This window comes from Kineosporia rhizophila (genome assembly GCF_021277265.1).
In the GTDB taxonomy this organism is placed as follows: domain Bacteria; phylum Actinomycetota; class Actinomycetes; order Actinomycetales; family Kineosporiaceae; genus Kineosporia; species Kineosporia rhizophila.
On the sequence record NZ_JAJSOH010000007.1, the window covers coordinates 276,534 to 298,207 of the forward strand.

21 protein-coding genes are annotated in these 21,674 nt (G+C 70.5%); 20 read left to right on the plus strand and 1 reads right to left on the minus strand.

The features are described 5' to 3' along the window. The first annotated feature begins 3 nt into the window (after window positions 1–3). From LWF15_RS13650 to LWF15_RS13735, 16 genes are all read left to right on the plus strand, one after another. Complete coding sequence (locus LWF15_RS13650; protein ID WP_232811047.1) at window positions 4–1,188, plus strand: NAD(P)/FAD-dependent oxidoreductase; 1,185 nt, start codon at window positions 4–6, stop codon at window positions 1,186–1,188. Beyond that, window positions 1,185–1,508 (plus strand): (2Fe-2S)-binding protein, encoded by a 324-nt coding sequence (locus tag LWF15_RS13655; RefSeq protein ID WP_232811049.1) that lies wholly within the window; start codon window positions 1,185–1,187, stop codon window positions 1,506–1,508. Before LWF15_RS13650 ends, LWF15_RS13655 begins: the two co-directional genes overlap by 4 nt. Then, window positions 1,501–2,937 carry an FAD/NAD(P)-dependent oxidoreductase gene (locus LWF15_RS13660; RefSeq protein WP_232811057.1) on the plus strand — a complete coding sequence of 479 codons (1,437 nt, stop codon included), beginning with the start codon at window positions 1,501–1,503 and terminating at the stop codon, window positions 2,935–2,937. The genes LWF15_RS13655 and LWF15_RS13660 overlap by 8 nt, the downstream gene beginning before the upstream one ends. Continuing rightward, window positions 2,934–3,869 (plus strand): dihydrodipicolinate synthase family protein, encoded by a 936-nt coding sequence (locus tag LWF15_RS13665; protein WP_232811059.1) that lies wholly within the window; start codon window positions 2,934–2,936, stop codon window positions 3,867–3,869. The genes LWF15_RS13660 and LWF15_RS13665 overlap by 4 nt, the downstream gene beginning before the upstream one ends. 15 nt (window positions 3,870–3,884) lie before the next feature. Further along, complete coding sequence (locus tag LWF15_RS13670) at window positions 3,885–4,886, plus strand: proline racemase family protein (RefSeq protein WP_232811061.1); 1,002 nt, start codon at window positions 3,885–3,887, stop codon at window positions 4,884–4,886. A 23-nt stretch (window positions 4,887–4,909) separates the two neighbouring features. Beyond that, window positions 4,910–6,316, plus strand: a complete 1,407-nt coding sequence (locus tag LWF15_RS13675; protein ID WP_232811063.1) for an aldehyde dehydrogenase (NADP(+)) — start codon at window positions 4,910–4,912, stop codon at window positions 6,314–6,316. Between the two features lie 179 nt (window positions 6,317–6,495). Beyond that, on the plus strand, window positions 6,496–7,158 hold the full coding sequence (locus tag LWF15_RS13680) for a GntR family transcriptional regulator (protein WP_232811065.1): 663 nt from the start codon (window positions 6,496–6,498) through the stop codon (window positions 7,156–7,158). A gap of 416 nt (window positions 7,159–7,574) precedes the next feature. Continuing rightward, window positions 7,575–9,290, plus strand: coding sequence for an ABC transporter substrate-binding protein (locus LWF15_RS13685; protein ID WP_232811068.1), 1,716 nt, complete (start codon window positions 7,575–7,577; stop codon window positions 9,288–9,290). Window position 9,291: 1 nt separating this feature from the next. Then, entirely contained in the window at window positions 9,292–10,263 is a 972-nt protein-coding gene (locus LWF15_RS13690) for an ABC transporter permease (RefSeq protein ID WP_232811070.1), read from the plus strand. Continuing rightward, window positions 10,260–11,249, plus strand: a complete 990-nt coding sequence (locus LWF15_RS13695) for an ABC transporter permease (protein ID WP_232811071.1) — start codon at window positions 10,260–10,262, stop codon at window positions 11,247–11,249. Before LWF15_RS13690 ends, LWF15_RS13695 begins: the two co-directional genes overlap by 4 nt. Beyond that, window positions 11,246–12,097, plus strand: coding sequence for an ABC transporter ATP-binding protein (locus LWF15_RS13700; RefSeq protein ID WP_232811073.1), 852 nt, complete (start codon window positions 11,246–11,248; stop codon window positions 12,095–12,097). The genes LWF15_RS13695 and LWF15_RS13700 overlap by 4 nt, the downstream gene beginning before the upstream one ends. Further along, window positions 12,094–12,933 carry an ATP-binding cassette domain-containing protein gene (locus LWF15_RS36340; protein WP_269810076.1) on the plus strand — a complete coding sequence of 280 codons (840 nt, stop codon included), beginning with the start codon at window positions 12,094–12,096 and terminating at the stop codon, window positions 12,931–12,933. The genes LWF15_RS13700 and LWF15_RS36340 overlap by 4 nt, the downstream gene beginning before the upstream one ends. After that, on the plus strand, window positions 12,930–14,222 hold the full coding sequence (locus LWF15_RS13720) for an alpha/beta fold hydrolase (RefSeq protein WP_232811075.1): 1,293 nt from the start codon (window positions 12,930–12,932) through the stop codon (window positions 14,220–14,222). The genes LWF15_RS36340 and LWF15_RS13720 overlap by 4 nt, the downstream gene beginning before the upstream one ends. Further along, on the plus strand, window positions 14,219–15,598 hold the full coding sequence (locus LWF15_RS13725) for an aminopeptidase P family protein (RefSeq protein WP_232811077.1): 1,380 nt from the start codon (window positions 14,219–14,221) through the stop codon (window positions 15,596–15,598). The genes LWF15_RS13720 and LWF15_RS13725 overlap by 4 nt, the downstream gene beginning before the upstream one ends. Then, window positions 15,595–18,300, plus strand: coding sequence for a beta-L-arabinofuranosidase domain-containing protein (locus tag LWF15_RS13730; RefSeq protein WP_232811080.1), 2,706 nt, complete (start codon window positions 15,595–15,597; stop codon window positions 18,298–18,300). Before LWF15_RS13725 ends, LWF15_RS13730 begins: the two co-directional genes overlap by 4 nt. A gap of 11 nt (window positions 18,301–18,311) precedes the next feature. Continuing rightward, window positions 18,312–18,560, plus strand: a complete 249-nt coding sequence (locus tag LWF15_RS13735; RefSeq protein WP_232811081.1) for a hypothetical protein — start codon at window positions 18,312–18,314, stop codon at window positions 18,558–18,560. 6 nt (window positions 18,561–18,566) lie between these two features. Here the strand turns inward: LWF15_RS13735 and LWF15_RS13740 are convergent, their stop codons facing one another. After that, window positions 18,567–19,058, minus strand: a complete 492-nt coding sequence (locus LWF15_RS13740) for a MarR family winged helix-turn-helix transcriptional regulator (RefSeq protein ID WP_232811082.1) — start codon at window positions 19,056–19,058, stop codon at window positions 18,567–18,569. Between the two features lie 117 nt (window positions 19,059–19,175). Here LWF15_RS13740 and LWF15_RS13745 point away from each other — a divergent pair, with 117 nt between their 5' ends. From LWF15_RS13745 to LWF15_RS37500, 4 genes are all read left to right on the plus strand, one after another. Next, complete coding sequence (locus LWF15_RS13745) at window positions 19,176–20,645, plus strand: MFS transporter (protein ID WP_232811085.1); 1,470 nt, start codon at window positions 19,176–19,178, stop codon at window positions 20,643–20,645. A 53-nt stretch (window positions 20,646–20,698) separates the two neighbouring features. After that, on the plus strand, window positions 20,699–20,830 hold the full coding sequence (locus LWF15_RS36345; RefSeq protein ID WP_269810077.1) for a hypothetical protein: 132 nt from the start codon (window positions 20,699–20,701) through the stop codon (window positions 20,828–20,830). Then, window positions 20,830–21,504 (plus strand): DsbA family oxidoreductase, encoded by a 675-nt coding sequence (locus tag LWF15_RS13750; protein ID WP_232811086.1) that lies wholly within the window; start codon window positions 20,830–20,832, stop codon window positions 21,502–21,504. The genes LWF15_RS36345 and LWF15_RS13750 overlap by 1 nt, the downstream gene beginning before the upstream one ends. Then, window positions 21,501–21,674 (plus strand): helix-turn-helix domain-containing protein (locus LWF15_RS37500; protein ID WP_332879900.1); only part of this gene is annotated, 174 nt, incomplete at its 3' end. The genes LWF15_RS13750 and LWF15_RS37500, both read left to right, overlap by 4 nt.

Consider the following 21,674-nt stretch of genomic DNA (forward strand, 5'->3'; position numbering starts at 1 on the left):
GATGTGGCTGAGCAAGGGCGCGTCATCGTGATCGGAGCGGGGATCGTCGGCGCCGCGATCGCGCGTTCCCTGGTCCGCTCGGGGACCGAGGTCGTGGTGCTGGACCGGGGCCCCTCGGCCGGCGGCACCTCTTCCGGGGGTGAGGGCAACCTCTTGGTCTCGGACAAGGGGCCAGGCCCCGAGCTGGAGCTGATGCAGCGCTCGATCCAGCTGTGGAGCGAGATCGGGCCGCAACTGCGCGACGAGCTGCCGGCCGGCTTCCCCGGCCTGGAGCTGGAGCACAAGGGCGGGCTGGTGGTCGCGACCACCGAGGCCGGTGCCGTCGGGCTGGGGCGGTTCGCCGTGCAGCAGCGCACTGCCGGTGTGGTGGCCGAGGAGGTGGGAGCCGACCGGGTGCGTGAACTCGAGCCCGATCTGACCCGCAACTTCGTCACCGCCGTCCTCTATCCGCAGGATGCCCAGGTTCAGCCCGTGGTGGCGACCGAGTCGCTGCTCGCTTCGGCCCGCCAGAAGGGCGCCCAGGTACGCCAGGGGGTGGAGGTGCTCGGTCCGGTGCTGAGCAAGGGCCGGCTCACCGGGGTGCGCACGAGCGACGGGGTGGTGAACGGCGACGCTGTAGTGGTCGCCGCCGGACCCTGGTCGGGTCAGGTCGCGGCCGCTCTGGGGGCTCCGGTGCCGGTGAAGCCGCGCCGGGGAACGGTTCTGGTGACCACCCGGATGCCGCAGCGGGTCTGGCACAAGGTCTACGACGCCGACTATGTGGGCGCCGTCGGCTCCGGTGCCGCCGACCTGCAGGTCTCCAGCGTGGTGGAGTCCACTGCGGCCGGGACCGTCCTGATCGGGTCGTCCCGTGAACAGCGGGGTTTCGACGACCGGATCGAGGCGCGGGTGCTGGCCGCGCTGGCCGCCAAGGCGCTGCTGCTGTTCCCCTTCCTCAAAGACGTTGCGGTGATGCGGGCCTACGGCGGTTTCCGGCCGTTCATGCCCGACCATCTGCCGCTGATCGGCCCCGACCCGCGCCTGGCCGGCCTGTGGCACGCCACCGGGCACGAGGGCGCCGGCATCGGGCTGAGCCTGGGCACCGCCGAGGTGCTCTCCCAGCACCTGCTCGGCGCCGCCCCGGCCGCCGAGAACCCTTTCCGTGTAGACCGTCCCAGTCTTCGGCCCCACCTGGAGGATGCCGCGTGAGAGGCCCCCGCCGGCTCCCCGCCGAGCAGGATCCGGTGCGTCCGAAGGAGTCCGCTCCGCTCAGCATCACCCTCGACGGCGAGCCGGTCAGTGGCCTGCAGGGGCAGACCATCGCCGGGGTACTGATGGGCTCGGGACGCCTGTCCTGGCGCCGCAGCCCGCGCACCGGCCGCCCGCGCGGGGTGTTCTGCGGCATCGGCGTCTGCTTCGACTGCCTGGTCACCGTGAACGACGTGCCCGACGTGCGGGCCTGTCAGCGCCGCGCCGGTGAGGGCGACGTGGTGACCAGCCAGAGCCCGCAGGAGCCGTCCCATGACTGAGAAGGTCCTGATCATCGGAGGCGGCCCGGCCGGTATGGCGGCCGCGCATGCTGCCCTGGCCGGTGGTGCCGAGGTCACCCTGCTGGAAGCCGGCGACGCCCTGGGTGGGCAGTTCTGGCGGCACCTGCCCGAAGCGCGCAGCGGGGCCGCCGAGCACCGGCTCCACCACAAGTGGGAGCTCTTCCATGAGTTGCAGCGTGAACTGCTCGAGAACCCAAGCTGTGAGGTCGTTCTCGGCGCCCACGTCTGGTCGGTCGAGCGCCCCGAGGGCAGCGCCGCCCCGGCCGTGCACGTCATGGTCGGTCCGGCCGACGGCACCGACCGTGAGCCGCGCACCTACCGGCCCGACCATCTCGTCCTGGCCACCGGCGGTCAGGAACGCACCCTGCCCTTCCCGGGCTGGGACCTGCCCGGGGTGTTCACCGCCGGTGCCGCCCAGGCCCTGGCCAAGGGCGAGCGGGTGGCCGTGGGCCGCCGGGTGCTGGTCGCCGGCGCCGGGCCGTTCCTGCTGCCGGTGGTCACCAGCCTGATCCACACCGGCGCCACCGTGGTCGGCGTCGCCGAGGCCTCCGGCTGGAGAACCCTGGGCCGAGGCTGGCTCTCGAAGCCCTGGGAACTGGCCGCCACCCGTTCCAAGGCCGGAGAACTCACCGGCTACGTGAGTGCCCTGGCCCGCCACCGGGTGCCTTACCACGCAGCCACCACGGTGGTCGCGGCGCACGGCCAGGAGCAGGTCGAGGCGGTCACCCTGGCCCGGCTCGACGCCGACTGGAACCCGGTGCCGGGCACCGAGCGCCGGGTGGAGGTCGACGCGGTCTGCGTGAGCCACGGCTTCGTCGCCCGCACCGAACTGGCTCTCAGCATCGGTTGCGCGGTCGGTGAAAGCGGTTTCGTGCAGACCGATCCCGAACAGAGGACGTCGGTGGCCGGGGTCTTCTGCGTCGGTGAACTCACCGGCATCGGGGGAGTCGACCTGGCTCTGGCCGAGGGTGAGATCGCCGGTACCGTGGCCGCCGGGGGTGAGCCGGACCCGGCGGTCGTGCGCTCCCGCAACGACTTCCGGGCCTTCGCCGACCGGTTGCAGGCGGCCCACGGCATCCGGCCGGGCTGGCAGAGCTGGCCCGACCCGGAGACCACGCTGTGCCGCTGCGAGGACGTCACCGTCGGCCAGGTACGCGACGTGGCCGCGGCCACCCAGGCCCGGGGCCTGCGCTCGCTGAAACTCACCACCCGGGTCGGTCTCGGGCCCTGCCAGGGCCGCACCTGCGGCCGTAACGCCGAGGAGATCCTGGCGGCGGCCGCCGGCCCGGAGGGGCTCCTCGAGAGCGGACGCACCGCGAACCGTCCGATCGCCGTCCCGGTCCGGCTCGGCGAGCTGGCCAGCTCCCAGAACTCCCAGAACCACTCCCACCGAGAGGAACACCCATGAGCACCGCCGAACCGATCAACCTGCGCGGCGTCATCGTCGCCACCGCCCTGCCGTACAAGGAGAACCCCTCCGCCCCGGCCGGTCTCGAGGTCGACTACGACAAGTTCGCCGAGCACTGCGACTGGCTGATCAGCAACGGCTGCCGCGGCGTGGGCCCGAACGGCTCGCTGGGGGAGTACTCCTCGCTGACCGACGCCGAGCGCCGCAAGGTCATCCAGGTCGCGGTCGAGGCCGTGGGCGGGCGCGGCGTGGTCGTGGCCGGCGTGCACGGCCCGGGCTGGCACCAGGCCAAGCACTGGGCCGAGCTGGCCGCCGAGGACGGCGCCGACGGTGTGCTGTCGCTGCCGCCGACCATGTACCGGGCCTCGAACTCGCAGGTGATCGAGCACTTCGAGAAGATCGCCGAGGTCGGCCTGCCGGTGATGATCTACAACAACCCGATCGACACCAAGGTCGACCTGGTGCCCTCGCTGGTGGCCGAGATCGCCCAGATCCCGAACATCTCGGCGATCAAGGAGTTCAGCGGCGACGTGCGGCGGATGTTCGAGATCTCCGAGCTGTGCGACATCGACGTCATCGCCGGCGCCGACGACGTGCTGTTCGAGCTGATGGTCGACGGTGCCGTGGGCTGGTTCGCGGGCTTCCCCAACACCTTCCCGCGCGAGTCGGTGGAGATCTACGACCACATGGTGGCCGGCCGGGTGGCCGAGGCCCGTGAGCTGTACAAGCACCTGGTCGCGGTGTTCCGCTGGGACTCGCGCACCGAGTTCGTGCAGGCGATCAAGCTGGGCATGGAGATGGTCGGCCGTTACGGTGGCCCCTGCCGCCCGCCGCGCGGTCCGCTCACCGCCGAGCACACCGCGCAGGTGCGCGCCGACATGGAGCGGGCGATCAAGGGCCTGGAGTCGCTGAAGGCCACCGCCTCCGTCTGAGAAGAGGGTCTCCGAATGCGTTCCACGAGGCTGTTCTCCGCGGTTGACTCGCACACCGAGGGCATGCCGACGCGCGTGGTCACCGGTGGGGTCGGGGTCATCCCGGGCGCCACCATGAACGAGCGGCGGCTGCACTTCATCGCCGAGATGGACCACGTCCGCCGGTTGCTGGTGAACGAGCCTCGTGGGCACGCGGCGATGAGCGGGGCGATCCTGCAGCCGCCGACCCGTCCCGACGCCGACTTCGGGGTGCTCTACATCGAGGTCTCGGGCTGCCTGCCGATGTGCGGGCACGGCACCATCGGGGTGGCCACCGTGCTGGTCGAGACCGGGATGGTGGCGGTCACCGAACCGGTCACCACGATCCGGCTGGACACACCGGCCGGGCTGGTGGTGGCCCAGGTGGCGGTGAAGGACGGGCACGCCGAGTCGGTCACGCTGGAGAACGTGCCCTCCTACTGCGAGCGGCTCGACGCCACGATCGAGGTGCCCGGTCTGGGCACCGTGCCCTACAGCCTGGCCTTCGGCGGGAACTTCTACGCCATGGTCGATCTGGAGGCCGTCGGGCTGCCCTTCGACCGTTCCCGGCAGGAGGAGATCCTGCGGGCCGGTCTGGCCGTCATGGACGCGATCAACACCCAGGACCCGCCCAAGCACCCGACCATCGAGGGTGTCGACCACTGCCACCATGTGGAGTTCATCGCCCCCGGTTCCGACGCCGGGCTCTCCCGGCACGCGATGGCCATCCATCCGGGCTGGTTCGACCGCTCGCCCTGCGGCACCGGCACCTCGGCCCGGATGGCCGAACTGCACGCCCGCGGTGAGCTGCCGCTGGGGCAGGACTTCGTCAACGAGTCGTTCATCGGCAGCCGGTTCGTCGGCCGGCTGGTGGGCGAGACCACCGTCGGCGGTCACGCCGCGGTCCTGCCCACGATCACCGGGCGGGCCTGGGTCACCGGGATCGGGCAGTACCTGCTGGACCCGAGCGACCCCTATCCGGAAGGGTTCTCCTTCTGAACCCCCACTCAAGGAACCGAGAGATGACGACGGACGCAGACCTGGAGCAGATCCTCACCGCCGCGGCCGCGGTCCCGCTGACCGGGCCTTCCGCCCCGGCGCCGGGGCAGCGCGCGGACTGGCTGGACGCGGTGGCTGCCGCTCTGGACGCGGCGGCCGACGAGCTGGTGCCGCTGGCGCAGAGCGAGTCGCACCTGCCCACCGCCCGGCTGAACGGTGAGCTGAAGCGCACCACGTTCCAGGCCCGGCTGTTCGCCACCGCGCTGCGCGAGGGCACGGTGATCCCGGCCCAGATCGACCCGCCGGTGGCGGACTGGGGCAGTGGCCCGCGTCCGGACCTGCGGCGCACGGTGGTCCCGCTGGGGCCGGTGCTGGTGTTCGCGGCCAGCAACTTCCCCTTCGCGTTCAGCGTGTTCGGCGGCGACACGGTCTCGGCCCTGGCGGCCGGCTGCCCGGTGGTGGTCAAGGCCCACCCGGGGCACCCGGAGCTGTCGCGGCGCACGGCGGCGCTGGTTTCGCAGGCGCTGGCCGACGCGGGCGCGCCGGCGGGTGTTTTCGCGCTGATTGAGGACGTGGAGCCCTCCTTGAGCGCGTTGCGGGACTCCCGTATCAAGGCAGTTGGGTTCACCGGTTCCACTGCTGGGGGCCGCGCCCTGCACGACATCGCGCTCTCGCGCGAGGAGCCGATCCCGTTCTACGGCGAGCTGGGCAGTGTGAACCCGGTGGTCGTCACGGCCGAGGGCTGGAGCCAGCGTTCGGCCGAGATCACCTCCGGCTGGCTGGAGTCGCTCCTGCTGGGGTCCGGGCAGTTCTGCACGAACCCGGGGCTGGTGTTCGTGCCGGACGCGCAGGCGTTCCTGGCCGACCTCGAGCTGCCGGCGCCCGGCACGATGCTGAACCCCGCTCTGGAGAAGGGTTTCCAGAAGTCGGTCGAGGTGATGGCCGGTCTGCCCGGGGTGGAGCAGGTGCAGGCCGGGCCGGCCAACCCCGAGGGGGTGACGGCGAAGGTCTTCCGGAGCACCCTGGCCGAGGTCGCGGCCTCGCCGCAGGCTCTGGAGGAGGAGATGTTCGGGCCGGCCGGGCTGGTGGTCGAGTACGGCGACCAGGCCGAACTGCTGAACGTTCTGCAGACGCTGCCCGGCCAGCTCACCGGCACGGTGCAGGGCACCAGCGAGGGCACCGAGGCAGCAGATCTGGTGGCCGTGCTGAGCGCCCGCACCGGAAGGGTGCTGTACAACCAGTGGCCGACCGGGGTCAGCGTCACCGCGGCGCAGCAGCACGGCGGCCCCTACCCGGCCACCACCAGCCCGCTGACCACCTCGGTGGGTCTGGCCGCGATCGAGCGCTTCCAGCGTCCGGTCGCCTTCCAGGGCCTGCCCGAGGCCCTGCTGCCGGCCGAGCTGCGCACCGCGGGGCCGGACGCCGGCTGACGCCATCGGAGGCCACCTGACGCAGAGCCCGCGGTCGGGATGTGCCTGCGCGGGGGGACGGCCGGCTCGGTGTGCGTGATCGCGGGCCGGCCAGGGTGGGCGCGGCCAGGCTCTACTGTGGACCGCGCACAGGCATGCGCGCCTGCCCGTTCGGCAGGTGCGCCGAGGAGGTAGGGGCAGTGGTTTCACACATCGGTCCGCTGGCGGTCGGCGTCAATCTGCGGGGCACGGTCGAGGAGGCCCTGGCCTCGGCCATCGTCTCGGGTGAGCTGGCGCCCGGCGAGCTGCTCACCGCTCCTACCCTGGGCGCCCGGTTCGGGGTCTCGGCCACCCCGGTCCGTGAGGCGATGCTCAACCTGCAGAAGCGCGGATTCGTCGAGGCGGTGCGCAACAAGGGCTTTCGCGTCACCGACGTGAGCGAGCAGGACCTGTGGGAGATCGTGCGGCTGCGGCAGCTGCTGGAGGTGCCGCCGATGCGTGACATCGCCCGCACCATCCAGCCCTCCTCGTTCGCCGGGCTGCGGGAGAAGGCCGGCCTGATCGTGCGCCACGCGGCGGCGGCCGACATCCCGGCCTATCTCGAGGCCGACGTGGACTTTCACCTCAGCCTGCTGAAGCTGACCGGTAACCGGCGCCTGGTCGAGATGGTGCGCGACCTGCGCCAGCAGACCCGGATGGTGGGGCTGGTGAACATGATCGGTTCGGAGGAGCTGTCCCGGTCGGCGGGGGAGCACCACCTGCTGATGGACCGGCTCGAGCAACGCGACGGCCGGGGCGCCGAGCAGCTGATGCACCAGCACATCGAGCACGTGCTGGGCTGGTGGAACGGGCGCGACGAGTGAGACAGTGACATTGCACTGAGTCTTTAGCAGGGGCCGGTCCAGTTCTGCGCGGAAGGTCCGCGCCGAACCGGACCGGCCTCTGTTGTTTGTCTCGAGCCGGGTCGGTGGCTTTGGGTCACCCCTAAACGCGCTTGGGTGACGCTGTTTCGCGTGATTCTGACGAAAAAGAGCCGCTCGTCGAGAGAAACATTGCCGCCGTGTAACTAAATCGCCCCGGGGTCTTCACCTGCGAGGTGTGACATATTACTGTCGCACCAGGTCGCTCTCCCGCCCGTCCTCGGTGTGGGGCACCCGCAGCAGACAACGTGTTTCGCTGACCCGCAGCTGACACAGACCAGCGTGGACCGTCGAGCCCGCAGCACCCCCAGGTGCCGCACAGCCGGCCCGGTCCGCGGCATCCCGGAAGGCAGGACCTCGTGAAGAGAAGCGCACCCCCGGTGGCCCTCGGCGGACTGATGATGGCATCGGTCCTCGCCCTGTCGGCGTGTTCGGGTGGCTCGTCCGACGAGGGCGGCAACGGCAGCGGCAGTGGCGCCGGAGGCCAGGCCCCGGTGAAGGGCGGGACCGTGGAGGTCCTGCAGAACGCCGACTTCTCCTACCTCGACCCCAGCCGGGGCTGGGACGGCGGGGTGAACTCGTTCTACCGCCTCGTCTACCGCACGCTGGTGGCCAAGGCCCCGAACGACGCCGCCGATCCCAACGCCATGGTGCCGGACCTGGCCGAGTCGCTCGGTCAGGCCTCCGAGGACGGCCTGACCTGGACGTACAAGATCAAGCAGGGCGTCAAGTTCGACACCGGCGCCCCGATCACGTCCAAGGACGTGAAGTTCGGGATCAGCCGCAGCTGGGACCCGGAGATCGGGATCGGCTCGCCCTACATGAAGCAGCTGATCGACGCCCCGGCCGACTACCAGGGGCCCTACAGGTCCGGTGACCTGAAGACGATCGAGACCCCGGACGATGCGACCATCGTCTTCCATCTCAAGGCGCCGTTCCCGGAGTTCGACGCCGCGCTCTCGCAGCCCAGCGCCACCCCGTTCCCCGAGGGCACCGGCGAGGGCGACGAGTTCATCAACGACATCGTCTCCTCCGGCCCCTACGACCTGGCCCAGTACACCCCCGGCACGCTGATCGAGCTGAAGCGCAACCCCGAGTGGGACGCCTCCACCGACGAGATCCGCAAGGCCCTGCCGGACGCCTGGAAGTTCAGCATCGGCCTCGACCCGGCCACCATCGACGAGCGCCTGCTGGCCGGTCAGGGCAGCGACGTCAACGCGATGACCAGCGCGCCGAGCATCCAGACGGCCACCATCGCCCGGATCCAGACCCCGCAGCTGCAGCAGCGGCTGGTGAAGAACCCCTCCACCTGCCTGACCTACATGGGCCTGAACACCACCAAGGCGCCGCTCGACGACGTGAAGGTGCGCCAGGCCATCGAGTTCGCGGTGGACAAGAGCAGCGTGCTCAACGCCACCGGCGGCACCCAGTTCGCCACCGTGGCCAACACGATCATCCCCACCACGGTCTCCGGTCACAAGGACTTCGACCTCTACCCCAGCGAGGGTGGCACCGGTGACGTGGAGAAGGCCAAGGCCCTGCTGGCCGAGGCCGGCCAGAGCGGTGGCTTCGAGCTCACCCTCGACATCCGCGCCACCCCGGCCATGCAGCGCCAGGGCGAGGCGATCCAGGAGTCGCTCAAGCGGGTCGGGATCGACGTGAAGCTGAACGTCATCGACGTGTCCACCTACTACGAGACGATCGGCACGCCCTCGCAGCAGCACGACGCGGCGATCACCGGCTGGTGCCCGGACTGGAACTCCAGCGCCTCGACCTTCCTGCCGCCGCTGTTCGACGGGCGCAACATCTACGACAAGGGCAACTCCAACCTGGCCCAGCTGGACGACGACGCGGTGAACGAGTCGATCGACAAGGCCAAGGCGGAGACCGACATCGAGGCCGCCAACGCCGCCTGGGGCGCCCTGGACGAGCAGATCATGCAGCTCGCCCCGGTGGTGCCGCTGAACGTCGAGAACCGGCTGTACATCCCGGGTGAGAACGTGGGCGGGGTGATCACCCCGAGCGGTGACATCGACTACACGATCATCGGGCTCCGGGACCCGTCCAAGGGCTGACATGACCATCCCGACGACCGGTCTTCAGGTGCCGGCGGACTCCCCGGGCGAGGGCGAGACCGTCGGCACCACCCCGGAGCCCCGCTGGAGGGTGCTCCGGACCCTGCTGCACGACTGGGCCGCGGCGGCCTGCCTGGGCTACATCGGCCTGGTCGTGCTGATGGCGGTGTTCGCCCCGCTGATCGTCAAGGTCAGCGGGTGGGGCCCGTACGAGTTCGACCAGAGCGCGATCGACCCGAACATGGGCGGCATCCCGCTGGGCGGCTGGGGCGGCGTCTCCGGCGAGCACTGGCTCGGCGTGGAACCCGGCAGCGGACGGGACATCTTCGCCCGGATCGTCTACGGGGCCCGCGCCTCCATGGTCATCGCCCTGAGCGCAACCCTGCTCACCAGCGTCCTCGGGGTGGTCTTCGGTCTCCTGGCCGGCTACTTCGGCGGCCGCACCGACATGGTGATCTCCCGGGTGATGGAGTTCCTGATGGCCTTCCCGGCGCTGATCTTCATGATCGCGGTGCTCTCGGCCATCCCCGCCGACAACCGGCAGTACCTGCTGGTGGTGGTGATCTCGGTGTTCGGCTGGCCCTACCTGGCCCGGATCGTGCGGGGGCAGACCATGTCCCTCAAGCAGCGCGAGTTCGTCGAGGCCGCAGTGGCTTCCGGGGCCTCCCGGCGCACCGTGGTGTTCACCGAGATCCTGCCCAACCTGCGCTCGACCATCGTGGTCATGGTGACCCTGGCGGTGCCCGGCTACATCGGCACCGAGGCCGGCCTGTCGTTCCTCGGCGTCGGTGTGGTCCCGCCCACCCCGTCCTGGGGGCAGATGATCGCCAGTTCGGTGACCTGGTACTCGGTGGTGCCCATGTACTTCCTGGTGCCGGGCACCTGCCTGGCCCTGCTCGTCCTGTCGTTCATGGTGCTGGGCGACCGGGTGCGGGCCGCCGTCGACCCGTCGGCGAAGGGAGGCCGCTCGTGACCCGCTTCGTGGTGAACCGCCTGGCCGGGATGCTTCTCGTGCTGTTCGGCGTCTGCCTGTTCACCTACATGGTGTTCTTCCTGCTCTCGCCCGACCCGGCGGTGCAGATCTGCGGCAAGAACTGCACCCCCGAGCGGATCGACCAGATCCGCGAGAACCTCGGCCTGACCGACCCGTTCGTGACCCAGTTCTGGAACTTCCTGAGCGGGCTGGTGGCCGGGCGCACCTACGGCGGCGGGATCGAGTGCGCCGCCCCCTGCCTGGGCTACTCGTTCCAGACCTCCCAGCTGGTCACCGACATGATCGTGCAGCGGCTGCCGGTCACCGCGGTGGTGGCGGTCGGGGCGGCCGTGCTGTGGCTGCTGATGGGCGTGATCGGTGGCCTGTTCAGCGCCGTGCAGGAGGGCCGCTTCGCCGACAAGTTCATCGCCGGGCTGACTCTCGGTGGCATGTCGGTGCCCAACTACGTGCTCGCCCTGGCCCTGCAGTACGTGTTCGTGGTCTGGCTGCAGTGGCTGCCCTTCCCGCAGGCCGTGCCGTTCGCCGACGACCCGGTGCAGTGGTTCCTGAACTTCGTCCTGCCCTGGTCGGTCCTGGCCATCGGCTACGCGGCGAGCTACACCCGGCTCACCCGGGCCAACGTGATCGACACCCTGAACGAGAACTTCGTGCGCACCGCCCGGGCCAAGGGTCTGCGGCCGGACCTGGTCTGGCGCCGGCACGCCCTGCGCCCGGCCCTGACCCCGATCGTCACCATCGCCGGCATGGACTTCGCCGGGCTGCTGGGCGGCGCGCTGATCACCGAGACGGTGTTCGGCATCAACGGGGTGGGCAAGCTCGCGGCCGACTCGATCACCAAGAACGACCAGCCGGTGATCATGGGCGTGACCCTGCTGGCGGCGTTCTTCGTGGTGGTCGGCAACATGGTGGTCGATCTGCTGTACTCGGCGATCGACCCCCGGGTGAGAGTGGGGGCACCAGCATGAGCGACCTTCTGCGGGCGAACGGCCTGACCGTCTCGTTCGGCGACACCCGGGTGGTCGACGGGATCGACTTCACCGTCCCGCGCGGCGGCACCCTGGGCATCGTTGGCGAGAGCGGCTCGGGTAAGTCGATGACCAGCCTGGCGATCATGGGCCTGCTGCCGAAGGGGGCCCGGCGAGAGGGCAGCATCGACTTCGACGGCACCGGGCTCACCACCCTGTCCGAGCGGCAGATGCGGGCAGTGCGCGGCGACCGGATCGCCATGGTGTTCCAGGACCCGCTGTCGTCGCTGAACCCGTACTACACGGTCGGCACGCAGATTGCCGAGGCCTACCGCTCGCACCGCTCCGGGGTCGGCCGCAGGGCCGCCCGCCAGGCGGCGATCGAGGCGATGGAACGGGTGCACATCCGCGAGGCCGGCCGGCGGGTGGACGACTATCCGCACCAGTTCTCCGGCGGTATGCGCCAGCGGGTGATGATCGCGATGGCGCTCAGCACCGACCCGGAACTGATCATCGCCGACGAGCCGACCACCGCCCTCGACGTGACCGTGCAGGCGCAGATCCTCGAGCTGCTGGCCGAGGTGCAGCGGGAGACCGGGGCCGCGCTGATCCTGATCACCCACGACCTGGCCGTGGTCAGTGAGGTGGCCGACGACCTGATCGTGATGCGGCACGGCCGGGTGGTGGAGACCGGCACCGCCGAGCAGATCTTCTCCGACCCGCAGCACGCCTACACCCAGGCCCTGCTCGACGCCGTGCCGCGGATCGACGACTCGATCGGGGAGCTGCGGACCACCGGACTGGGCCGCACCACCGAACTGGGCAGCACCACCGGAGGCAAACGATGAGCCCGCTGCTCGAGGCGACCGACCTGGTCAAGGAGTTCCCGGTGGCCGGCACGGCCGGGCTGTTCACCCCGGCCAGGAAGTTCACCGCCGTGGAGAAGGTCTCGTTCGAGCTCCAGGCCGGGCAGACCCTGGCCCTGGTGGGGGAGTCCGGCTCGGGCAAGTCCACCACCGCCCGTCTGGCCGCCCGGCTGATCGACGTCACCTCCGGCACGGTGCACCTGGACGGCCAGGACATCACCGCGCTGCAGGGGGCTGACCTGATAGAGGTCCGCCGGCAGGTGCAGGTGGTCTTCCAGGACCCGTTCTCCTCGCTCAACCCCCGCCACACGGTCGAGCGGATCATCACCGCGCCGCTGCGCTACCAGAAGCGGCCCATGCCCGGCGGCGCCCGCACGGTGGCGCGGGGGCTGATGGAACGCGTCGGCCTCAACCCCGACCACGTCGACCGCTATCCCGCCCAGTTCTCCGGGGGCCAGGCCCAGCGCATCGGCATCGCCCGCGCCCTGGCCGTCGGCCCGCGGGTGCTGGTCTGCGACGAGGCGGTCTCGGCCCTGGACGTGTCGGTCCAGGCGGCGATCATCAACCTGCTGCGCGAGCTGCAGCGCGAAGAGGGCTTCGGCTGCCTGTTCATCGCGCACGACCTGGCCGTGGTGCGGCAGATCGCCACCCGGGTGGCGGTCATGACGGCCGGTCGGGTGGTCGAGACAGGTGAGCGGGACGAGGTGTTCGACCGGCCGCAGCACGAGTACACGCGCAAACTGCTCGCCGCGGTCCCGCGGATCCGCCCGGAGTGGGAAGCCGCCCGGCGGCGCAACGCTGGCAAGGTGAACGTATGAACGTTGTCGAATACGCCGTCCCGGGCGCCTGGGTGCGGGAGTTCCGCATCGAAGTGCCACTGAACTGGTCCGAACCGGACGGCGAGACGATCGAGGTCTTCGTCCGCGAACTGGCCGACCCGGACCGGCGGCACGACGAGAAGCTGCCCCTACTCACCTTTCTCCAGGGCGGGCCGGGTGGCTCCAACCCCCGTCCGGCCCCGCTGAGCGGCTGGCTGAGCGAGGCGCTGCCGCACTACCGCGTGGTCATGGTGGACCAACGAGGGACGGGTGGCAGCTCACCGGTCGATGGTGGAGTGATCCAAGGCTTCCCCGACGGCCGGGCGGCCGCGGACTACCTGCTGAACTTCCGCGCCGACTCGATCGTGCGCGATCTGGAACATGTGCGCACAACGGCCTACGAAGGACGTCGGTGGGCCACTCTCGCGCAGAGCTTCGGTGGCTGGATCACCCTCACCTACTTGTCTTTCGCGCCCGAAGCGCTCACCGCCTGCTACGTGTGCGGGGGCATTCCCGGCACCCCGCCCGATCCGGACGAGGTCTACCGGCGCACCTTCACCCGGGCGGCCGCCAAGACGGCCGACTTCTACCGCCGCTACCCGCAGGACGTGGACACGGTGGCCCGCATCGCCGACCTGCTCGCCGGCCAGGACGTGCGCCTGCCGGACGGTTCGCCGCTGTCGGTGCGCCGTTTCCAGTCGCTCGGCGGAGACCTGGGTTTCGGGCCCGGGCATCTGCGGCTGCACTGGCTGGTTTCCGAAGCGCTGCGCCCCGACGGCCGGCTCACCGACGGCTTCCTGGAGCAGGTACTGGTCAAGTCGTCCACCGCGGGCAACCCGCTGTTCTGGACGCTGCAGGAGTCGATCTACGGGCACGAGGGGAACGGCCCGTTCCGGTGGTCCGCCCAGCGCGAACGCGACCGTCGTCCCGAGTTTGGTGAGCACCAGCGTCCTCTGTTGTTCACTTCCGAAATGGCCTTTCCGTGGATGTTCGAGGAGTTCACGGTGCTGCGGCCGTTCGCCCCGGCGATGGCCGCGCTGGCCGAGCAGGAGGTCTGGTCGCCGCTCTACGACCTGGAGCGGCTGGCCACGAACGAGGTGCCGCTGGCCGCCGCGGTCTACCACGACGACGTCTTCGTGGACGAGGGGCTGCAGCGGGACACGCTCAGCCGGCTGGGCAACGCCCAGGCCTGGGTGACGAACGAGTTCGAGCACGACGGCATCGGCAGTGGACGCACGTTCAGCCGGTTGCGCGAAATGGTGCGGGACCGAGGAGGAGAGCTTCGATGAACGAGAATCAGCGTCCGCGCTGGGCCGGTACCCGCCCGCCGCGCCTGGGTGAGGTGAGCACCGGCTTCCAGGGCTGGATCGCCCAGGGCTGGGGCACCCGCCAGGTCGCCGCGCCGGTCGACCAGGCCGCCGCCCGCGCCGCCGCCGCCCACCGGGCCCGGCTCAGCGAAGCCCTGCCCGGCCAGACCATCGTCCTGGCGGCCGGGCGTGCCCCGAACCGTAACGGCGACGCCGACTACGCTTTCCGCGCCGACAGCGACTTCGTCTGGGCCACCTCGTGCCAGACCGAAGGCGCGGTGCTGCTGATGACTCCTCGTGAAGGCGGGCACGAGTCGGTCCTTTACATCCCTCCGCCGGCCGGCCCGGGGGAGAAGGACTTCTACGCCAGTGCCACCCACGGCGAGCTCTGGGTCGGCCCCTCGGCCGGCCTCGAAGCCTGGTCGGCCGCCCTCGACCTGCCCGTGCGACCGGTCGCCGGCCTCACCCCGCCCGCACCCGCCGAGAACCTGGCCCCGATCGTCTCCAATCTCCGCATGATCAAGGACGACTGGGAGATCGCCCAGCTGCGGGAGGCGATCGACGCCACCGTCGGCGGTTTCGCCGCCGTGGCCGCCGAGATCCCCCGCGCCTCGGCCGAGAACCTGGGCGAGCGCTGGCTCCAGGGGACCTTCGACCGGCATGCCCGCACCTTCGGCAACGGCCCGGGCTACGCCACCATCGTCGGTTCCGGCCCGCACGCGCCGATCCTGCACTGGGTGCGCTGCGACGGCCCGATCCTTCCCGGTGAGACGCTGCTGCTCGACATGGGGGTGGAGGCGCGCTCGCTGTACACCGCCGACGTCACCCGCACCCTGCCGGTGGGCGGTGCCTTCACCGAGACCCAGCGCCGGGTGCACGATCTGGTCGAGGCCTCGCACCGGGCCGGGATGGCCCAGGTACGCCCGGGCAATCACTACTCCGACTTCCACTACGCCTCGCTGGAGGTGCTGGCCCAGGGCTTGCACGACTGGGGTCTGCTGCCGGTCTCGGTCGACGAGGCGCTGGCCCCGCAGGGTCAGCAGCACCGCCGCTACATCGTCTGCGGCATCGGCCACCACCTGGGCCTGGACGTGCACGACTGCGGCCACTCGCCCGCCGAGCAGTACGTCGAGGCGACCATGCAGGCCGGGATGGTGATGACGGTCGAGCCCGGCCTGTACTTCCACGCCCACGACGAGACCGTGCCGCCCGAGCTGCGCGGTATCGGTGTGCGGATCGAGGATGACCTGCTGATCACCGACACCGCCGAAGGCCACGAGGTGCTCTCCGGTGCCCTGCCGATCGATGCCGCCGGACTCGAGCGCTGGACCCAGGAAAAGACTCAGGAGAACCGTTGACCCTCGCCCGGCCGTTCCCGCTCAGCGACGTCACCCTGCTGGAAGGAGTGCAGTCACGCGCCCAGGAGCAGATGCTGCACCTGGCCCGCGTGTTCCCGGTCGACCGGGCACTGGCCGTGTTCCGGGCCAATGTCGACCTGGACACCAAAGGTGCTCAGCCGCCCGGTAACTGGGAGGACTTCGGGCATCCGGACGAGCAGCCCTGGTCGGGTGCGGACTATCCGGGGGCGGGCGTGGCGCCCACGGCCAGTCTGCTGCGGGGGCACTACGCCGGGCACTTCCTGTCGATGCTGGCCCTGGCCTACGCCTCGACCGGCGAACAGGTCTTCCGCGGCAAGTCCGACGAGATGGTCGCCGGCCTGGCCGAGGTCCAGGCGGCGCTCGCGGCCACCGGCCGGTTCACCCACCCGGGGTTCCTGGCCGCCTACGGTGAATGGCAGTTCGACCGGCTCGAGCACCTGGCGCCGTACGGGGAGATCTGGGCGCCCTGGTACACCACCCACAAGATCATGGCCGGGCTGCTCGACGCCCACGAGCACACCGGTTCGCAGCAGGCCCTCGATGTGGTGACGGCGATGGGTCACTGGACGGCGGCCCGGATGCTGCGTGTCGATCGTGAGCAGTTGCAGCGCATGTGGTCGCTCTACATCGCCGGTGAGTACGGCGGGATGAACGAGAGCATGGTGGCTCTGCACCGGCTGACCGGCGAGAAGACCTTCCTGGAGGCGGCTTCCACGTTCGAGATGGACGGTCTGCTGGACGATGCGGCGGCCGGGCGGGACATCCTCGACGGCATGCACGCCAATCAGCACCTGCCCATGCTGGTCGGGCATCTGGGCCAGTACGAGGCCACCGGTGAGCGCCGCTACCTCGACGCGGTGCTGAACCTGTGGGAGCAGATCGTGCCCGGGCGCACCTTCGCCCATGGTGGCACCGGTGAGGGCGAGCTGTGGGGCCCGGCCGGTGCGGTGGCCCGGTTCGTCGGCCGCCGCAATGCCGAGACCTGCGCCACCTACAACCTTCTCAAGATCGGCCGGGGTCTGTTCGGGCACACCCTCGACGTGCGGTACCCCGACTACGCCGAGCGGGCCGGGCTCAACCACGTGGTGGGCTCGCGGGCCGACGTCAGCTCCGACGTCGAGCCCGAGGTCGTGTACATGTACCCGGTCGATCCGGGAGCAGTGCGCGAGTACGGCAACGTGGGCACGTGCTGCGGCGGAACCGGCCTGGAAAGTCATGTGAAACACCAGGAATCGGTGTTCTTCGCCGGGTCCGACGAGCTCTGGGTGCTGCAGTACATTCCATCGCAGCTGAAGTGGGCCGACGGCACCGTCACGCTCCAGACCCGCTATCCGCGAGAAGGGCGGGTGCGTCTGGTCTTCGACCTGGCCGGCGCCCGCACGGTTCATCTGCGCATCCCGCCCTGGGCGCGTGGGTCCGAGCGTCTGACCGTCAACGGTGAGCCGGTGGAAACCGCCTCGCTGCACGTCGGATTCGTCAGCCTGAGCCGCGAGTTCGGGCCCGGTGACGCCGTCGAGCTCGAGATCCCGCTGCCGCTGCGCCTGGTGCCCACTCCCGACGACCCCACCTTGGCCAGTCTGGAACTGGGCCCGACGGTGCTGCTGGCTCGCGACGAGGCGACGACCACTCGCCTGGTGGCCCCGGCGGCCCATCGTCGTCTCGACGGTTCGCTGAGCGACTTCGAGAGGGACAGGGACCTGGTCCGGGCGCTCGGGCACACGTTCGAGCCGGCCTGGTCGGGCGGGGATCACCGCTACCACTTGTACGTGCGGATCGAGGACGACCGGATCGCCTTCCGGGGCAGCGACAGTGGGGTGCCCGACCGGAAGGACCAGGACGGCTGGTCGTTCCTGACCGGTCTCTGGTCCGGCGGCGGATTCGCAACGGTCCGGGACTTCCTGTCTGCGGTTCACCACAATGCCCTTCAAGCAGCGAAGTCCGGGCTCTTGAGCCGATCCGAGACCACCGACGTCCTCAATTCGGCGGCCGCCGGCACCCTCGACGACCCGAGCCACCCGCGCCGCGGGACCACCGACTGGGACCTTCCCGCGAACCGCACCTGGAGCGAACGCCCGGAGGACTCCGGGCCCGGTTTCCAGGTGTTCCGATCCTCGGAACCGGTGGAAGACGTGGTGGTCTGGGAACTGCCCGAGGATGTGGGGGCCGGGCACGCCGCGCCGGTGATCCGGGTGGACGTGCAGGGGGAGAGGGCTCCTTCGGGCTGGTACACCAGCCCTCCGTCGTGCTCGGTCAGTGTGGTCTCACCTGGCCCGGGCATCACGTCGGTCGAGATCGCCACCGGCGAGAAGTGGCAGCCGGCCTCGGAACCGGTGACCTTGGCCGCCGACGGCCGCTACCGGGTGCGGGCCCGCGCCACCGACACGAGTGGCCGCACCGTGCACGCCGTTCGCGAGATCGACGTGGACACCACCCCTCCCATCCCGACCGCACGCGTCCGTTCGCTCGGGTCCAGCAGTGTCGAGCTGACCCTCGACGCCAAGGACGAGGTCTCGGACCTGGACCGGATCCAGTGGCGCACGGCCGACACGTTCTGGGGCGTGTACCAGGAGCCGTTCACCCGGGCGCTGCGCGAGGAGCCGCAGACGCTGGAGTTCACCGCCACCGACCGGGCGGGCAACCGTACGGCCGTGCAGTCGGTGCAGCTACCGGCCCTGGGCTAACGTTCCCGGCCATGAGGGAAGCGGTGCGGCTCGAGGTGGACGGCCAGGTGTTCGAGGTGCTCGAGGTGGCCCGAGGGGTGTGGAACTACGCCTGGGTCAACGGGCCCGACCCCGAGTACGGCTTCCGCCTGGCCGGGGCCGAGGACTCGGTGCCGACGCGGCCGGAGCACGAGGAGAGCATCCGGGCGTTCCTGGCCGAGATCGACCCGCGGACCGGGTACCTGGCTGACCGGGCTGACCTGACTGACCTGGCTGACTGAGGCACCTCAGGCCTGGGTCTCGGGGCGGGGCCAGGTGCGTCCGGCCAGGCGCTCGATGTCGGTGTTGAACCGCCGCAGGTAGTTCGCGAAGCCGGCGATGTCCTCGTCCGACCAGTCCGCCATGAGCTTGTCCAGGCTGGTCAGGAACGCGTCCCGCTGCAGGTCGAGGGCCTCGGCGCCGTTGTCGGTGACGGCGAACTTGCGGGCGATGCCGCCCTCGGGGTCGGGGATGCGCTCGAGCAGTCCGGCGCGCATGGCGGCGGCGGTCTGCCGGTTGAGGGTGGAGGCGTCCAGGCCGAGCACCTCGCTGAGCTCACCGATCGACATCGGCCCGTTCACCCGCACCAGGCTGAGCAGGATGTAGGCGCTGCGGTCGAGTCGGTGCGCCCGGTTGTAGGAGGCCAGGGAATGGCGGGCCAGGAGCATCTGCTCGTACTCGACCGCCGCTGAACGCCGCACCTGCTCCTCCTTGCCGGACCGGGGGACCCGGACGGTCATTGTGTCATCCGGGCGTAACCGGCTTGCCACCTCGATTGTGCATGATGCACATTGGTTGCGCTATACATCTCCGGTGCGCTCTGCACACCTGATCCTCGTCCTCACTGGGAGTTCGGCTTGAGCACCCCTCAGACCTCCGCGTCACCGTCGGCCCGGACCGGCGCCGTGGTGGCCACGCTGGCCTTCGCCGGCACCACCGCCGCGATCATGCAGACCCTGGTCACGCCGCTCATCGCCGAGCTGCCGCAGATCCTCGACACCAGCGCCTCCAACTCCGCCTGGGTCATCACCGTCACCCTGCTCGTGGCCGGCGTCTGCGTGCCGATCGCCGGCCGGCTGGGTGACCTCGTGGGCAAGCGGCTGATGCTGCTGGCCTGCTGCGTACCCCTGATCGCGGGCTCCGTGGTCTGTGCCCTGGCCGGCTCGCTGATCCCGATGATCGTCGGGCGCGGCCTGCAGGGCATGGGCATGGGCATGATCCCGCTCGGCATCGCCCTGCTGCGCGACGTGATCCCGGCGGAGAAGCTCAGCGGCTCGATCGCCCTGGTCAGCGCCTCGATGGGGATCGGTGGCGGCCTCGGCCTGCCGATCTCGGCCGCGGTCGCCCAGTACGCGAACTGGCGGGTGCTGTTCTGGGGCGCCGCCTTCCTGGCCACGGTCATCCTGGTGCTGGTCTGGATCTTCATCCCGGCCACCCCGCCCGGTGCCAAGGGGCAGCGCTTCGACTACCTGGGCGCCCTCGGCCTGGCCGTCGGCCTGGTCTGCCTGCTGCTGGGCATCTCCAAGGGCGCCGACTGGGGCTGGGCCTCCGGCACCACGATCGGCCTGATCTGCGCGGCCGTGGTGGTCCTGCTGGCCTGGGGCCTGTACGAGACCCGGACCACCGAGCCGCTGGTCGACCTGCGCACCACCGCCAAGCCCCGGGTGCTGCTGACCAACATCGCCTCGGTCTTCATCGGGATCGGCATGTACGCCCAGATGCTGGTCTTCCCGCAGCTGCTGCAGTTGCCCGAGGCCACCGGCTACGGCCTGGGCCAGTCGATGCTCGCCGCCGGTCTGTGGATGGCCCCGGCCGGCATCGTGATGATGGTGGTCTCGCCGATCGGCGGGAAGCTGATCGACGCCCGCGGCCCGAAGACCGCCCTGGTGCTCGGCGCGACCATCCTGGCCGTCGGCTACGGCGTCTCGCTGTTCCTGATGGGCTCGGCCCTGGGCCTGATGATCGCCGGGCTGATCATCAGCACCGGGGTCGCCTTCGCCTACGGCTCCATGCCGGCGCTGATCATGCGGGCCGTGCCGCAGTCCGAGACGGCGGCCGCGAACGGGTTCAACACCCTGATGCGCTCGCTCGGCACCACGATCGGCTCGGCCGTCATCGGAGTGGTCCTGGCCCAGATGACCACCTCGTTCGGGCCGGTCGAGCTGGCCTCCGAGGACGGCTTCCGGGTGGCCCTGATCATCGGTGGCGCCGTCGCTCTGCTGTCGGCGCTGGTGGCCGCCACCATCCCGGCCGCCCGCGCGGGCCGGTCGGAGAGCGTCACCCTGACCACGGGGACGGACGAGTCGCTGGTCGAGGCCTCGCGCTGAGACCGGGTGACAGTTCTTGACTCCATGGTCAAGTTGAGCGAATCTTCTTGACCATGGAGTCAAGTTCTTCTTTGCCCCCGGCCGAGCCGGTCGTGCCCCTGGCGCAGCCCTTCGCTGCGGTGCTGACCATGCTGGAGTCGGACGAGAACGCCGGCGTCTGCGACGCGGACGGGGTGTGCAACTGATGGCCGGTAACGCGTTCGGCCCTGCGGCCGACCCGATCGTGATCGATGTCTGGAGCGACGTCGTCTGCCCGTTCTGCTACCTGGGCGACGCGGTGCTGAAGCAGGCCATCGACGAGCACCCGGGCCGGGTCGAGGTCCGCTACCACAGCTTCCAGCTGCACCCCGGCGCCACCGGGCCGATGAAGACCGCCGACTACCTGGCCGGCAAGGTCAACCTGTCGAAGGCCCAGATCGAGGCCTCGCACGAGCACCTCAGCGCCCGCGGCGCCGAGGCCGGCCTGGACTTCCGGTTCGACGACGCGCTGGTGGCCAACACCCGCGACGCGCACCGTCTGATCCACTTCGCCAAGACCGCCGACCGCGAGCACGAGATGGTGCTGCGGCTGTTCCGCGCCGAGTTCACCGAGGGCCTGGACGTCTCCGACCACGCTGTGCTGGCCGACCTGGCCGCCGAGGTGGGGCTGGAACGGGCGGCCGCCGCCAAGACCCTGGCCGGTAACGACTTCGAGGCCGAGTTCGAGGCCGACATCGCCCAGGCCCGGCAGCTGGGCATCAGCGGGGTGCCGTTCTTCGTGTTCGACGGCAAGCGCGCCGTCTCCGGGGCCCAGCCGGTGGAACTGTTCCGGCGGGCGCTGGAGCTGTCCACGCAGGACCGGGCCGGCTCCCCGGCGTGAGCGAGGCCGCCCGTAAGCAGCGCGCCGATGCCCGGCGCAACGTCGAGGGCATCCGGCGCGCTGCTCTCGACGTGTTCCGCTCGGGCGGCCTCACCATCCCGCTGGAAGAGGTGGCCAAGGCTGCCGGGGTCAGCAAGGGCACGATCTACCACCGTTTCGGCAGTCGCCGT